The sequence below is a fragment of the Calyptranema fuscum S582 genome (assembly GCF_055793305.1).
In genome coordinates this window covers 1-15,192 of sequence record NZ_JBSLYH010000041.1, presented here as the reverse complement: position 1 = coordinate 15,192, position 15,192 = coordinate 1, and the positions used below count along the sequence as shown (strand labels likewise).

14 protein-coding genes are annotated in these 15,192 nt (G+C 45.5%); 13 read left to right on the top strand and 1 reads right to left on the bottom strand.

What is annotated here, in order from left to right; all coding sequences use genetic code 11:
- The first annotated feature begins 237 nt into the window (after positions 1-237).
- From ACR6Z4_RS23490 to ACR6Z4_RS23455, 8 genes are all read left to right on the top strand, one after another.
- Positions 238-3,519, top strand: a complete 3,282-nt coding sequence (locus ACR6Z4_RS23490) for an SNF2-related protein (RefSeq protein ID WP_479719762.1) — start codon at positions 238-240, stop codon at positions 3,517-3,519.
- Positions 3,520-4,236: 717 nt separating this feature from the next.
- Positions 4,237-4,557: a helix-turn-helix domain-containing protein gene (locus ACR6Z4_RS23485; protein ID WP_479719761.1), complete on the top strand. Its 321-nt coding sequence runs from the start codon at positions 4,237-4,239 to the stop codon at positions 4,555-4,557.
- A gap of 12 nt (positions 4,558-4,569) precedes the next feature.
- A complete protein-coding gene (locus ACR6Z4_RS23480) occupies positions 4,570-5,286 on the top strand; it encodes an ImmA/IrrE family metallo-endopeptidase (protein ID WP_479719760.1) in 717 nt (238 codons plus the stop codon).
- 87 nt (positions 5,287-5,373) lie between these two features.
- Complete coding sequence (locus ACR6Z4_RS23475) at positions 5,374-5,664, top strand: DUF3892 domain-containing protein (protein ID WP_479719759.1); 291 nt, start codon at positions 5,374-5,376, stop codon at positions 5,662-5,664.
- A gap of 263 nt (positions 5,665-5,927) precedes the next feature.
- The gene (locus tag ACR6Z4_RS23470; protein ID WP_479719758.1) at positions 5,928-6,950 is read left to right on the top strand and encodes a CBASS cGAMP-activated phospholipase; all 1,023 of its coding nucleotides are present in this window, start codon (positions 5,928-5,930) and stop codon (positions 6,948-6,950) included.
- A gap of 4 nt (positions 6,951-6,954) precedes the next feature.
- A complete protein-coding gene (locus tag ACR6Z4_RS23465; protein ID WP_479719757.1) occupies positions 6,955-7,929 on the top strand; it encodes a CBASS cGAMP synthase in 975 nt (324 codons plus the stop codon).
- The gene (locus tag ACR6Z4_RS23460) at positions 7,926-9,698 is read left to right on the top strand and encodes a ThiF family adenylyltransferase (protein ID WP_479719756.1); all 1,773 of its coding nucleotides are present in this window, start codon (positions 7,926-7,928) and stop codon (positions 9,696-9,698) included. Before ACR6Z4_RS23465 ends, ACR6Z4_RS23460 begins: the two co-directional genes overlap by 4 nt.
- The gene (locus tag ACR6Z4_RS23455) at positions 9,679-10,179 is read left to right on the top strand and encodes a Mov34/MPN/PAD-1 family protein (RefSeq protein ID WP_479719755.1); all 501 of its coding nucleotides are present in this window, start codon (positions 9,679-9,681) and stop codon (positions 10,177-10,179) included. The genes ACR6Z4_RS23460 and ACR6Z4_RS23455 overlap by 20 nt, the downstream gene beginning before the upstream one ends.
- Before the next feature lie 55 nt (positions 10,180-10,234).
- On the opposite strand, the gene ACR6Z4_RS23450 is transcribed toward ACR6Z4_RS23455, so the two are convergent.
- A complete protein-coding gene (locus ACR6Z4_RS23450) occupies positions 10,235-11,128 on the bottom strand; it encodes a transposase (RefSeq protein ID WP_479719754.1) in 894 nt (297 codons plus the stop codon).
- 454 nt (positions 11,129-11,582) lie between these two features.
- Between ACR6Z4_RS23450 and ACR6Z4_RS23445 the strand changes: the two genes are divergently transcribed.
- The 5 genes from ACR6Z4_RS23445 to ACR6Z4_RS23425 form a co-directional block, all read left to right on the top strand.
- Positions 11,583-11,867, top strand: coding sequence for an HNH endonuclease (locus ACR6Z4_RS23445; protein WP_479719753.1), 285 nt, complete (start codon positions 11,583-11,585; stop codon positions 11,865-11,867).
- Between the two features lie 123 nt (positions 11,868-11,990).
- On the top strand, positions 11,991-12,848 hold the full coding sequence (locus ACR6Z4_RS23440) for a nucleotidyltransferase domain-containing protein (RefSeq protein WP_479719752.1): 858 nt from the start codon (positions 11,991-11,993) through the stop codon (positions 12,846-12,848).
- Positions 12,849-13,147: 299 nt separating this feature from the next.
- The gene (locus ACR6Z4_RS23435) at positions 13,148-13,582 is read left to right on the top strand and encodes a hypothetical protein (protein ID WP_479719751.1); all 435 of its coding nucleotides are present in this window, start codon (positions 13,148-13,150) and stop codon (positions 13,580-13,582) included.
- 7 nt (positions 13,583-13,589) lie between these two features.
- Positions 13,590-14,720 (top strand): hypothetical protein, encoded by a 1,131-nt coding sequence (locus ACR6Z4_RS23430; RefSeq protein ID WP_479719750.1) that lies wholly within the window; start codon positions 13,590-13,592, stop codon positions 14,718-14,720.
- Between the two features lie 171 nt (positions 14,721-14,891).
- Positions 14,892-15,192: DUF4277 domain-containing protein (locus ACR6Z4_RS23425; RefSeq protein ID WP_479719798.1), on the top strand; the 301-nt coding region annotated here is incomplete at its 3' end.

Here is a 15,192-nt window from a genome sequence, read left to right as displayed (position 1 = left end):
GAATCTCGCTGCTGATTCTCTGGGCTGTAGGAAGGTAGGTACATCTACCAAATCAAAGAATTTCCTTCCTCAATACTGGATGAACGAATACAATTTTTTTAACGAGCTAATGTACTACTTGACGGCGGTTTAAACGACGGTTTAACGAAGGTAGCTGCTTATTAATAGCTCTAAGTGTCTCAGGCATTGTACAAAAGCCAAACTCGCAGCAGTGTTCTAGTTCTTGAGGAAAGCATGATGGAAATCGATCCTCTACAACTTAATCTGTTTAACCTGCCAGAGGCACCATCAGAGCCTGACCTAGACCTGCCCGCTTATGAACGCTTTCCCTATAACTATGGTGATCAGAAGGTCAAACCTCTAATTTTTGAGGATCTGCGGCGATCGCGCTGCCCCATGATTATCAGTGGCTATACCTCACTCAGCATGATTATCGAGTTTCTGGCTCTCTGTCATCAGGACTTAGAGAAGAATCCAGAGGCATTTGAAATCATCCAAATCCTGATTGGAAATGAACCACTTCCAACTCAGCGTTCGTCTTTCAGGCTATACCAACATGACTTGCCACAGGAGATTCAGCGTTACTGGCTTGAAGAACGAGGGATCTCAATCTTCCTGTGTGCCAAAGTCATTGTTGCGATTGAGCTAATTCGTAGTGGCAAAGTACAAGTTAAACTTTCAAATCGCGTGCGACCTATGCACGCCAAGATTTTCAAGGGAGATGATGCCATCTCAAGTGGCTCTAGCAACTTTAGTCATTCAGGGCTGGAGTTTCAATATGAAATCAACCATCGCTATGAGCGAACAAAGGAGAGGCGACGGTTTGAGGAAACCTGCCAAATTGCAGAAGGCTACTGGTTGTTGGGACGAGATTACCAGGACGGACTCATCAACTTACTGGAACTGTTACTCAGTGTAGTGACCTGGCAGGAAGCACTGGCAAGAGCCTGTGCAGAACTTCTGGAGGGAGATTGGGCGCACAGATACATCCGCTCTCAAACCTACAGCGATGAAACTGCTCTGTGGCTTTCTCAACAACAAGGAATTGCCCATGCTCTTTGGGTGATTGAAAACGTGGGTAGTGTTTTAATCGCAGATGCTACTGGCTCTGGCAAGACTAAAACGGGTGCTCACCTGATCCGCAGTGCCATTCAAAGGATGTGGGGAACTGGCAGAATCCAACAGGAAATACCTGTCCTATTATGCCCTCCCAGCGTGGAAGACAATTGGCGGGGTGAAGTATTGCGGTGTGGGCAGAGCGTTGAAATTTGCTCGCACGGAATCTTGAGCCATTCTACAAATGAGAAGCGACAAGAGGTGCTTACAATTATCCGTCGTGCCCAGGTTTTAGCTGTTGATGAAGCTCATCGTTTCCTCAATCTAGACTCAAATCGAACCAAGTTCTTATTTAATAACATTGCTGATCACGTTCTGCTCTTCACTGCAACCCCTATTAATAAAGGACCGCAAGACCTAATTGCTATTATTGATTTGTTAGGTGCTGATAATTTTGATGATGATATCCTTGATACCTTAAGCAGAATTAGAAGAAGACACGGTCGATTTGATGAAAAGGTGTCTAAGGCAGAGTTAGAAAAGATCCAACGAGCCATTCAGCGATTCACAGTGCGGAGAACAAAGACCATGCTGAATCGCATGATAGACAAGAATCCTGAAGCATTTAAAGATAAACATGGTCGCTTGTGTCGCTACCCACGGCATGACTCCAAAATCTATTCCTGCGATCGCAATGAACAAGATTGTCAGATAGCCACTGAAATTCGTGAGACTGCAGCGCAATTGCGGGGTCTAATTTATTTGCAGAAGCCGATTGAAGTTCCCGAGTTTTTCAACGGCACCCACGAACAATTTCTGAACTCTCGGTTAAATAGTGCGGCTGCTCTCGTGATGTACAACGTTATGTCAAGTCTGCGATCATCTCGGGCTTGCTTACTTGAGCACATTCATGGAACTGCTTACGCTAAGGAATGGGCTGAAATTTCAGCTAAGGTGAAGACCCAGGATACCGGTAATGTTATTGCGAAACTTCAGAAGCAGATAGAACAGCCACCTCAGCAAACCTTATCGGTTGAAATGCCAACCTGGTTGACGGATGCCGATGAATATAAGCAGGCTTGCCTTAATGAGATTAAGCTCTACGAACAGATTGCTAAATTGGCACGTCAGATGTCTTCAGGAAGAGAAGATGCTAAGACAGAACGTTTGATTGGGTTGCTGCGTAACCACAGTATTGTCATTGCTTTTGATAAAAACTTGATTACTTTGGCAACTCTCCGCGATCGCATTGGGCAACACAGTGACTGTGAAGTTGTCGTTGCAACAGGAGGTAGCAAGACAGATCAGAAACGAGCGAATCAGGTCTGCCAGTTAGGATCAACGGAATCAGGAGTGATTGTTTTATGTTCAGATGCGATGTCTGAAGGCATTAACCTTCAGCAAGCTTCTGCGGTTGTCCATCTTGATATGCCTACTGTTGTGCGTGTTGCAGAACAGCGCATTGGACGAATCGATCGTATGGACAGTCCACATTCTACAATCGAAGTTTTCCTGCCCAAAGACCGTCAGGAGTTCACGTTATCCTCAGACCAACAGTTTCTAACACGAGTTCAGTTCGCCTCTGAGATTCTTGGGTCAAACATGCCTTTGCCCGAAGAACTGCTGTCTGACGCAGCATTGCCCGAGATTATTGCCAAGCTAGATGAAGCTGAAAGAACAGGAACTCCCTCAGATAACTTGTTGGATGTCTTCGCTCCGGTACGATCGCTGGTGGAGGGTGATCAAGCCCTCATCCGTCAAGAGATTTACCAGCAATTGCGAAATAGTGATGCCAGAGTTATTGCCTCGGTTAGAGCAATTGAAACTAAGCGGATTAGTGTAGTTGCTGCTCGACGACCCTGGGTCTTTTTTGCTGTTGCAGGTACTCAATGGGGTGCGCCTCGTTGGGTGTATCTCGATAGTCCTAACGCTGTCCCTGTTACTGATCTAGAGGATGTTAGCCAGCATTTACGAAGTGTGCTGGATGAAGGAGTGAGTAATTTGCCTAAGGAACAGATGGAAAAGGCTGCCAAAGTCCTAACGGTTTTTCTGAAACAGCTACACAGAACTGAGGAATTGCTGCTACCCAGAAAGAAACAGCGAGCCTTGCAGGAGATGCGGATTGTTTTGCAGTCCTATCAAGAAGAAGCTGCAATCCGTGGAGACCAAGAGCGGGAAGAGTTAGCCCGGAAATTACTGGAGTTAACACAACCAGAGTCAGAAGAACCTGTGGACTTGGGAAGCATTGCCGAACGATGGCTCGACCTAATCCGTCCAGTCTGGTACAACCAACTCACAAAACGACGTCGATCCGGTCCCCTTCGACTTCGTGATATCCGACAGGTTTTAGTCAATCAAGAACTGCTTAAAACTGAGGATATTAAGGCTGCCTTCAGCCGTGAGTTGCGCTTTCTTAAGCCATTGGATGAGCGAATTGTTGCCGCGATCGTTGGTGTCGCTTGAGATCAATGCGTACGAGACCTAGGTTGTCATTAAGATTTGGTTGGCGGGTTTTTAGAAGGAATGCATTGGTGGCATAACCATACATAGGATTGGCTCAGCGATTTTAATATGCTCCCTCTCTGTCGAACACCTCCATAGGCTATTGAAAGTCAATTAATGCATAGAGCATCAGGGATTGTTTCTTTGGCCTAATTTGGCGATCAACTCCCGTCTTTAACTTCTTGCTCTCTAGCCGCGGTACTTCTCGCTCCCTGCCTTGCCCAGGTGCAGATTCTTGACAGCAGGATTTTTGCTGCTGAGCTTGTAATAGATGTGCTCGCCTTTGGCTGCAGGATTGATCTAGATATTGAGTGGAGCCACACTGCCAGAGCCGCAGATGGCTTGGATGAGTTGAAAGAGGCGATCGCGATCGGCTTGTAGGTGGGGTCTGACTACTAGATCTGTCGATTTAGTTGTTAATCGACAGAATAGTAAAAGAGAATTGTTCTGTCGATAAGACTTTAAATAGACAGAACACAATGATTTTCGTGAACTAAAGTTTGCAAATACCCGTTTAGATTCCACTTTGGGTCATACACCAAACTGAAAGCCGTTAAAGAGTTTGCTCTGTAAAAGGGAATTAATCTTCGAGTGATGCTAATTATGAGGTGTTACCGCATCGTGATACGCTGATCAGCAGATAAGCTTTAGTAAATTGGAGGATTCGGAGGAACGCCCATGACCGAGATGACCTTTGGGCGTTTTATCGCAGACGCCCGCAAGAAGCTGAGTATGACCCAGAAAGAACTTGCAGCGAGTATCATGCGTGAGGATGGACACCCGATCTCACCCCAGTATCTTAACGATATTGAACGCGATCGGCGAAGCCCGTCGTCGGACCATATGGTTCAGCAGTTTGCTAAGGTTCTTGATCTGAATGCCGATTATTTGCACTATCTAAACGGCCGTTTTCCAGAACAGGAACGGCAGGAGCATCTAACTGAGGAACAGTTCAATAAAAGGATGATGGCTTTTCGCAGAGGGCAGGAGTCTAAATAAACAATCGGGCATATGGTCAAGTATATTTCTGACAAGACAGGTCGTTTTCCTCTGCGCCCGCATTATCAGCCAGAGGAGATTGACTACGAGTGTGAGCAGGTCGTCACTGTCTTTCTGCAATCACTGTATGGCGTGGTGGAATTTCCTATCTCCACCGATGACCTAACCCGATTGATTGAACAGAGAGTCAATTACCTTGATGCATACGCTGATTTATCGGAATTTGGTTCAGATGTAGAAGGTGTGACCGAGTTTCACCCAGGTGACGAGCCAACGGTACAGATATCCACCAAACTTATGGAGGACGACCGACGCGAAAATCGCCTTCGCACAACTTTGACTCATGAGTTTGGGCATGTCCATTTTCATGCCCCCTTGTTTGCAACAGATCACGATCAGTTGAGCCTGCTTTCTGTTGACTCGCAGCAGAACATTATTGTCTGCAAACGCGATGGCATTTTAAATGCGCCATCTTATGACTGGATGGAATGGCAGGCTGGATATGCTTGTGGAGCATTTTTGATGCCTAAATCTCATCTGATTCGCTGCGTTGGTGAATTTGCTACTGGAATGAATGTTATTTATCCAATCGAGACAGCCAGTCAAATGGGACATGAACTAATTGAATTTGTAGCAAAGCGATTTCAGGTGTCGAGAGATGCAGCTAGAGTGCGGCTGTTGCAGTTGAAATATTTGAGCAAGGGGCAGGGGCAAACGCCCCTTTTTTAAGAAATTCTTACGGAGTGGTCAAAATCTTCATCCGTAAAGTACGCTAATAAGCATATCAGCATATTAGCTAAACTGCGAGGTGTAGAAATGGCTTCTGCTCATGAAATCAAGTGCATCAACAAATCGGATCGCATGAATCCACACGAGCGCATTGTGACTGTTGGAGGTGTAAATGCGGATGGCTCGACCTGGAAATTGACTCAAGAACAGGCGATTTCTGGAATTGAGCGAGGGGAATGGACATTTTTTGTAAAAGTTCAAAACCGGATCGTGAATGTGGTTGTGGCAGTGAGTCGCTTTGGCAATAAGTATCTCAAGACTGTTGCTGATGGCGACCATCCCAACAACCTGCTGTCGCTGTACGAATGCCGATATTAAAGAGAGTGGCGATCGCCCTCAATTTCTAAGTGAGGGTTGGATTCAGCTTTCTGTCGATTGAAATGTGAATCGACAGAAAAAAGGTGTATGTACTTCTCAAAGCTGTGTTTTTACGCATCTAGCGTAGTTTGTTGATACACAACGCTAAATGTAGGTGACGTTTTCTCATTGTACCTGCTAAGCTGTAGTACAGACGGTCACTCTGAGGCTTCAGATGCTGACTAGCTCAGGTATTTGGTGTTCTACCTCTCGTTCTAGCAAGCATGATTCAGCCTTCTCATCCGCTTGATTCGAATTCACAAACCTTCAGGGTTCTATCAATTGATGGGGGAGGCATCAAAGGACTGTATTCTGCTCGCATTCTGGAACACTTTGAAGAGAGGTTTAACTGTCACATTGCGGATCACTTCGACCTGATTTGTGGCACCTCAACAGGAGGGTTAATTGCCCTTGGGCTGTCACTTGATATTCCAGTTAGCCTCATCAGCAATCTTTACTACAGACGGGGTAAGCGCATCTTTCCCCAACGCAACAGTTTACTAAGCTCGGTAAAACAGCTTCTGCTGCGAAGCAAATACAACAATCAGGAACTTAAAGCCGCACTGCAAGAAATTTTTGGAAACCGCACCCTCGCTGACTCACGCTGTCTACTGTGCATTCCTGCTTTCTCGTTAACGGATGGTAGACCCTTCATCTTCAAGTACGACCATCCCGAGGGCGACTTATGCCGAGATTGCCGGACGAGGTACGTTGACATCGCTTTGGCAACCAGTGCTGCTCCTGCTTATCTACCGATCGTCAGCATCGACAACTACGATCGCAAGCAGTTCATTGATGGCGGCGTTTATGCCAATAACCCAACCCTAGTTGGTGTAGTAGAAGCGCTTCGGTATTTTGTTGGCGCTGAAAAGAGATTTCAGAAACTGATGGTGCTGTCGATCGGTTCTTTAGAACCAAATCCTGGAAGACGCTTCGTTGCTAAGCATAACCGCTCGGTAATTGATTGGAATAAGGATTTGATTTCTACCTTCTTCGAGGGGCAGGCATGCTTAACCAGCTACTTTGTAGAAACTCTGGCGCAACATTGCGACTCTCCCTTTGACTACGTTCGGATCCCGAGTGCGCCATTGTCCTCAGCACAAGCACGAATTATTAACCTGGACAATACATCCAGTGAAGCCTTGCAATTGATTTCTCAAATGGGCAATGACCAGGCACTGTTCTGGGGCAGAAAACCAGAAGTCACTCAATTCTTCAAGTCCCGCAAACAGTACATCATTCGGTGATTCTATGGCAGACTGTCACGCATCGTTCCTAAGCTTCAATATTGTCATTGCCCTAGACTCAACCCGAAAAGGGCAATTACGTAAGTCTCGTAATGCAGTCCGTGGGCGCATTAGACGCTTCTTTCGAGAAAAGAAAAATGGCTTCTTTCCCAAGTTCCACGGACAAGGGTCATTTATGATGAATACCATCATTTACCCACTTGATGGTGAGTTTGATGTAGATGATGGCATTTATTTCTTAGTTGATCGAAAGCCTACCTACAGCGTTAGCACTTTCCACGATTGGATTTACACAGCCGTGGATGGACACACCCAGCAAAAGCCAGTCGATAAACAAACCTGCGTCAGACTCGTGTACGCAGGTCAGTATCATCTAGATTTGCCCATCTACTACGTGATTGAGGGGCAGTGTCCACGTCTAGCGCATAAAGGTAAGGGATGGATCGATAGTGACCCCAGAGAATTTATCAAATGGTTTAATGAGCAAGCTGACGAAGACGGTCAATTGAAGCGGATTGTGCGCTATTTAAAGGCTTGGAGTGACTATAGGGCTGGAAAGTTACCAAGTGGTTTAATCTTCACCATCTTGGCAGCGAACAATGTTAGTTTTCACGATAGAGACGACGTAGCATTACATCAAACTCTGGTAAACATCAAAAACAACTTGGACAAAAATTTTGTCTGCTACCGCCCAACCACTCCTACCGATGAAGACTTGCTGGTAAATTACAGTAAAACCAACAAAAATTATTTTTTGGAGCAGCTTGACAGTTTCATTGCGTCTGCCGAAAAAGCCCTAAGTGATAAGACCAACCAGAAGGATGCTTGCAAAGCGTGGCAACGGCATTTTGGCGATCGCTTTCCCTGTGATCTGTCCAAATCTACCACCGATAGTTTGCTTGAACCAGCGTTTGCAGCGGCAGCACTGACCTTTCCCAATCGCCCTGTTGTTCCAAAGAAGCCAGGGGGTTTTGCGTGAGTGACATCTGGTTTCTTCGAGATTTGCAGAGGTTAGCCAAAGAACGGGCAGCGATCGCCGAACTGGAGGATAAGGTTCAGTGGTTGCAGGGAATAAATTGGACATTAGACGGTAATTTGGCAGTAGAGGTAATCATTCATGCTCATGGGTATGATTACGCCGTGAAAATGATTTACCCAACACTCTTTCCAGAGGTTCCTCCCGAGGTTTACCCACAGAATGCCCAGGAACACTGGTCTACCCATCAATATCTGAACGGTGCGCTTTGTCTAGAGTGGCGACCTGATACATGGCATTCTGATATCACCGGCGCACAAGTTCTCGAAAGTGCTCACACTCTGCTCAGTACAGAAAATCCTCGTGGTGCTGGGGAACAGCATGTTGTACCTGTACAACACGAGTTTTCTACGGGTCAGATTTTGCGAGGAAGCTACATTCGCGCCTATCTTGCTGAAGATGTTTATACTTATCTAGCCGATCTGCCACTGTCGAGCGTTGGATTTGTAGATTGTTGGATGCATTGGCAAAGCCAGTCTTTCACAGTCTTTCTACAAGGCTTTCAACCTGATAATGAACTGCCTGCGTGGTGCGATACATCAATTCCTAAGATGCTACATTGCACACAGAAGAAAGGATTTTTCTTCAAGACAACATACACATCTGAAAATATAAATCAGATTAAGAACTTAGATGACTTAAAAACCATTCTTGTACAAGAAAAACACGTTTTGGATGAAATTGATAGTGAATGGTTGAAATGTTCAAGAGAAAGTTTGTTTTGCAACGTTCTCATTGATGTAGACAATCAAATTCACTGCTTTCTAAAAATTTCAGCAGGCAGTGAAGATCTGTCAAAAGTGTCACTGCTTTACTCAGATTTCACAACACCCAATCCACGAATACCCATAGGGTTGCACAACTTGTCTGGCAAAACTATCGGTATTGTAGGTGTAGGCTCAGTTGGTAGTAAAATTGCAATTTCTCTAGCACGGTCAGGAGTGGAAAAGTATTATCTAATTGATGAGGATGTTTTTCTGCCTGGTAACGTCTGCCGTAATAGCCTCGATTGGAGAAACGTGGGTGAGTACAAGGTTCATGCCGTAGCAGAAGCTATTGCCTACATCTCTGCCACTGCCCAAGCTGACGTTGCAACGTTGAACTTGGGTTGTCAAGAATCTAGCTTGGCATTGGATCGCGTTTTGCGACGCTTGGGTCGTTGCGATCTAATCATTGATGCAACGGCTAATCCAAAAGTATTCAATTTGTTGGCGCTCGTTGCCAAATCCTTTACTAAACCGTTGGTGTGGGGCGAAGTTTTTGCAGGTGGTATTGGGGGAATGGTTGCTCGCAGCCGTCCTGAGCAGGAGCCTGAGCCGCAGACAATGAAGGCTGTATTTTACAAATTCCTGTCAATGCAAGATGTCTCACTACCATTAACCCTAAATGAGCCATACCGTCTCGAAAATCAAGTGGTGGGTGTTTTAGAGGCTTCCGATGCAGACGTTAATATTATTGCAGGTCATCTCACCCAGTTAGCCATCGATACGCTGCTCTTTAAAGAGCCGTCATCATTTCCATACTCAATGTACTTAATCGGCTTACAGAAGGAGTGGATATTTAAAGCTCCATTTCATACGATTCCCATTGATACTACGAGTCTTAATCTTCAGAAAGAGAGCGATCCTGTTTTGCCTAAAACCGCCTTCGAAGAACTCGACTTTCTAAGGAGGTTGTTGGAGGGAGAGGACAATGCAGATTCATCTGCCTGAAGCCAGCGCCCAAAAATTGATAAAAGCTTTGAAACGGGCAGGTAGCAGGGAAATTGGCGGTATTTTGATGGGCGAGTATTTGTCGCCGCAAGTGTATCAGATTGTTGATCTGACAATTCAGAAGCAGCCGGGAACACTTGCTTCCTTTCTGCGGTTGCCTCGTCTAGTACTGCGCCCTCTCCAAAGGTTCTTCCAGAGAACGGGCAATCAATTCACTCGCTTCAATTACTTAGGGGAATGGCATTCGCACCCTCTGTACTCTATCGAACCTAGCAGTGTTGATTGCAACTCGATGTGGGAAGTCGTTTCGGACCCTGATGTAGGAGCCAACTTTGCTGTTTTGTTGGTAGTAAAACTGAATGAGATCGAGCAGCTGGAAGGCGGTGTTACGATTTTTCTTCCAAATCGCCAACTGTTGAAGGGCGAACTTATTCAGGAGCCTCGTAACTCAAAAAGTGAAAATGCAAGGATCAGACATTAGAGCTGTCGGGAAATAAGAACGAAGTTAGCCAACATAAGCTTTTGAGTTGTTCTTCCTATGCTGCAATCAGGTAAAAGTTCCATAACCCTGCCGCTGTCAGCATTAAATGGTCATCAAATCCCGCTTTTCGATTGCGATAGACCGCACTCACAGCGTTGTAACGCTTGACTCCAGCAAACGCATTTTCACAGACGACCCTTGATTGGCTCAAGGCTCGATTCGCTTCCTTTTGTACTGGACTTAACTCTCCCCCTTTCGGTTTGCGATGCGGCAAGTGAATGTTGTCATACTCTTTTTGCAAGCCTAAAAAGCCTAAATCGACTTCAATGGGAATCGCATCAGGAACCGCACCGGCAATATCGTCTTCATCATGAAACCGTTTATCATGCAATTTCCCTTCCCGCGATTGGGTCAGAACCAGGACTCGCTTGGTCTCATCGACAGCTGCTAGATGTTTGCGAGTATGGCGTTTCTTCTTGCCTGAGTAGTTCGCCTTCTGAGCCTCAGTGTCTTGTGGTCGTTGAATCGGACGCTCGGTTCCATCAATCATCACCCGTTTGACCTCTGGAAACCGCTCTAAAAATGCTTCAATGCTATCCAGTTTGCGCTCTGGCAACACCATCCTTTTGCCCAAGGTTTTCTCCAAAATCGGTTGCAGGCGGTGCATCCATTCGTGAGCTTGAGAGCGGTGCATATCGAAGATAATGCCAGCCAAATCAAAGGTGGGATAGCACTTGAAGTAGAACAAAATGAAAAACAGCTTCTCTTGGCTACCCAGCAACCTGGCTTTGCGTCCACCACCCACAGCACGCTGACGAGGTTGAGTTTGGCAAGTCTGCTCGTACAGGGGACTGAACGTAGCCAGCAGCTCTTCAAATGCCTTTCGATTCAAGCCAGTTAAGGCTCGCAGCAAGCGGTCTTGTTTCAACACCCGGTCAATGTTCAGCATCTGTCCGACCCATTACTGCTCTCTATTCTCCCTTATTTCCCGACAAGTCTATTAAATTCTGTCGATTCAAATGTAAATTCGACAGAAAATCTGAGCGCTACAATCTTGCTTGTTTGCTAAATCCATAAGTTTTACTAAACTCATGAGCTTAAAGGAAGTTGAGTTAACGAAAGAATCAGTGTTTGAGGGTGATACATTAACTTATTGATGCTTCCTAATATAGAATTGGCTGAACACCTGTACTGCTCTAGCCAGTGAAGATCAATCGCTATGACCAAGCTAAGCTCCTGTCGTCACAGGAGATCGTCTGGTTCCTTCCTTCGTCATGCAATAAATCCTTAAGGAGTGTGTGTTGGATGGTGTCCGGAATCAGTTGGTAGTGGCGTACCGGGAGGGCGATCGCTAGGATCAAGTTATGTGTTACCGTTCCCCACCCTCTACTGATTTCTAAACGATGCCGCAGCCTTGCGAACTCTGCCATCGAGAGATGTCCGCTCTCACCGAACACCATCTGATTCCGCGTCAAAAGACGAAACGTAAGGGACTCGATCCCAGTCCTACGATTCAAATTTGTTCTGCCTGTCACCGACAAGTCCACACGCTCTACGACAACTCCCATTTGGCACTACATCTGAATACTCTAGAGAAGCTAAAGCAAGACCCACAGCTACAAAAATTTCTCGCCTGGGTTCACAAGCAAGACCCAAATAAGCGAGTGAAAATGGATCGAACCCGCTGAACCTGGGCTGAAGCAGGTACAATCAGTTCCAGATTGGCAATCTGTCGTGGGTGAATTGAAGTTGTGAGTTTCGCGGCTTTAGTTCGCCCAATTGTTGTTTAGAACCAGCGATGGGACAGAGTAATGAACCAGCAGTTGCCCCAGTTCATTCATCATGTGGTCAATTGCTTGCAATCGGTTGAGGGGATTGTGGCGATCGCTCTGGGTGGCTCAAGAGCAAGGGGCACCCCTACCCCTAAGTCAGATGTGGATCTGGGGCTTTATTACCAGCCAGAGAACCCGCCTGATCTCCTTGTTCTGAATCACCTTGCCTCCGAACTGGACGACAACCATCGTACAAACCTGATTACCCCAGTCGGCGGGTGGGGTAAGTGGATGAATGGCGGAGGGTGGCTCAAGGTGGAAGGCATTCCAGTCGATTTTCTCTATCGAGATGTGGCTCAAGTGAGTCAAGTCATCAATGACTGCCATGCTGGAAAAATCACGATCGACTACCAACCCGGACATCCCCACGGTTTTGTGTCTTCGATCTATATGGGTGAAGTTGCTCTTGGGCTACTACTTCACGATCCACAGGGCGTCTTAGCTGCTTTGAAGGCTAAGACAACGCCTTACCCGGCAAAGCTGAAGCAAGCAACGATTGACAAGTTTGCCTGGGAGATCAGTTTCTCGCTGGTGGTTGCTCAGAAGGCAGTTGCACGGAGTGATGTTGCCTATGCCGCAGGCTGCTGTTTTCGCAGTGTGGCGTGTATGAATCAAGTACTCTTTGCATTGAATGAGGTGTACCTGCTGAATGAGAAGGGTGCTATGGCACTTGCGAAGGGCTTTACACTTTGTCCTCTGGACTATCAACGACGGGTTGAGTCAGTGTTTGCATTGTTGGCGGCAAACGCAGAATCGATCAGAGAGGCGATCGCTATTCTGGATGAAATTGAGCGGGAATTGAGCCAGTGGTATGGCGATCGACGGTTAGCGATGTAAAGTACCAATGGAACTTTGTGCTGTGTAGAGTAGCGGCTTGTACCATTTCCATTCGATGCATCATCCGAATTAATCGCATTTCTTAAAGCTGAGTTACTTGGTTAGTAGCGGCAGCCAACTTCTAACCTGATCTAAGATTTGCAGATGCCAAGTCAGTTATAGCGTCACAGTGCCTTGGGTGAGAGCAGTTAGAGTAGTAGGTTGGCATTACGATTATTCTGCTGTGGACTTGGAAAGATTTAGAGGATATGGTGGGAGAAATAGCTCACAGCCTTCGTTATGTACCAAGAGCAAGGTCTATGTCTAACAATCCCGGTGGTATCTCCCAATCCAATTCCGGCTCCATGTCTGGAGGAATGCAAGCAGCAATCGGCAATCACAATAAGCAGGTGATGAGCAACGAAGTGTCTGCTATTTCCAGTACGCCCACTCAAGCTGAGGTAATTGACCTTCTTACACAAATTGAGAAGATTATCCGACAGGCTCAGTTACCCGAAGCTGCTAAGGAGAAAGCCGCAAAGTATGTGGAAACTGCCAAGGTAGAAGCAGAGGAGGCAGAGCCTGATAAACAGCTAATCTCCAAAAATTTAGAACGTGTTACTAAAAACTTGGAAGAGGTAGATAAAACGGTAGATGCCAGTAAGCGTATTTTCGAGAAAGTTATTCCGCTAGTAATCAAAATAGCAAGTTGGCTAGGCACAGCAGCAGGTTCATTATTGACAATGTTGCCTTGATACACAGATGAGCCAATCTTCTGACTCTGAACAGAACACTACAAGCCCTCAACCCAAAATTCACCAAAACGCTAGTGGGAATTTAGGTGGAGGGCAACAAGCTATTTATGGAAATAATAACTCTCAATATCAGGATAATAGAACCTTTAATATATACTCTTCAGAGCCTGATCTTCCTGAGGAGCTAGTTTTCAAGTCATGGAAAGATTTACTTCTCAACTATCTGAAAACAGTTTTCTTCTTGTTTTCAGTTCTCATTTCTTGGCTCTTCATGGGTTTATTTGCAAGTCAAGCATTTCCTAAGTCTCTTGCAACTTCATTAATACAATACACGTTTCATGGATTTTGGGTTCATGTTAGAACCCCTAAAAGTTTGATAAGGAAAACTTCTTCTCAGTTATGGGAAGGAATTAAGAGGAGTATTGATATTCTCCCTTCCTTGACGTCTATTGAAGTTACAAATGATAAAAGTGAAGCGGAAAAACTCAACAAGCTAGACTCACAATATTGGTTATTAGCTCGGTTAGCTGAGGGGTTTCAAGGGTGTAAAGAGTTTGATGACATTTTTTGGAAAATTAGAGAATTAGAAGAACAAAGAAGTTTTATTGTTTTACGTCTCGAACCTCTTAAGACGATTTATCTTAAAGAGCTAAATTCTTTCCAGAATTTTGTAAGCACCCTACCCTCACTATCAGATAAGTCCAAGAAATATGATCAGGTTGAAAAGATATTGAATGAGTTAGCTCAAAACTACGTGTATATAGAAAGTGCTTCCGAATTACAAATTCAAGAATTTATTGAGGTTTTGAGAGACAGAACAGCTAGAATTCCGAACACACAGTCTTTATATAATGTTTTGAGGTTGGTGGACTGGGTTCATGCTCAGGCTCGCAATTCTAGAGTTGGCGAATCAGATACTCCAGCAATAGATTCCGATTATCCTCCGATTAGAGCATTAAAAGATAAACAAAATTATAATCCTAATAAATATCATGTTCCTGATGGTTGTGTAGTCCGTTATCCAAGAGTTGAGAAACCAGAGGATAAAGAAAGAATTGACTTTTACCTCTCAATCGAAGAAGCAGAAAAATCTGGTCGCAAAATGTGTCGTGACTGTAGGAAAAAGTTAAACAAATAGCCTTTGCATCAAATCGCCAGAGCACATCTCGGATGAGGGTTTGATAGCCCTGTTCACCAGAAATCTCCCGCAATCGCTCCTTCAGCCCACATTCCGCCCTTTGAAGTGTCACATAGAGGATTTAAATAGACGCATAATTTTCTAAAGGCAAAGCTCAAAAGGAGGTGCGGTATTACTAGCGAGTTAATCGTGCAAAACCTAGACCATCTCGGAATCGTAGCCGGATTGGTGGACGAACTGGAGATTGTTGAGCAGATCAATCAGCAGTTGGGGGAGGACCCGCGAGAACAGATCAGCCCAGGGGTGGTTGTGAAAGCCATGATACTGAACGGACTAGGACTTGTATCGGCTCCGTTGTATCTGTTTGAGCAATTTTTCGTGGGCAAAGCAACAGAACACCTGTTGGGGTCAGGAGTGCTAGCCGAGCAGCTCAATGACGATCGCCTAGGGCGGGTGCTTGATGCGTTGTATC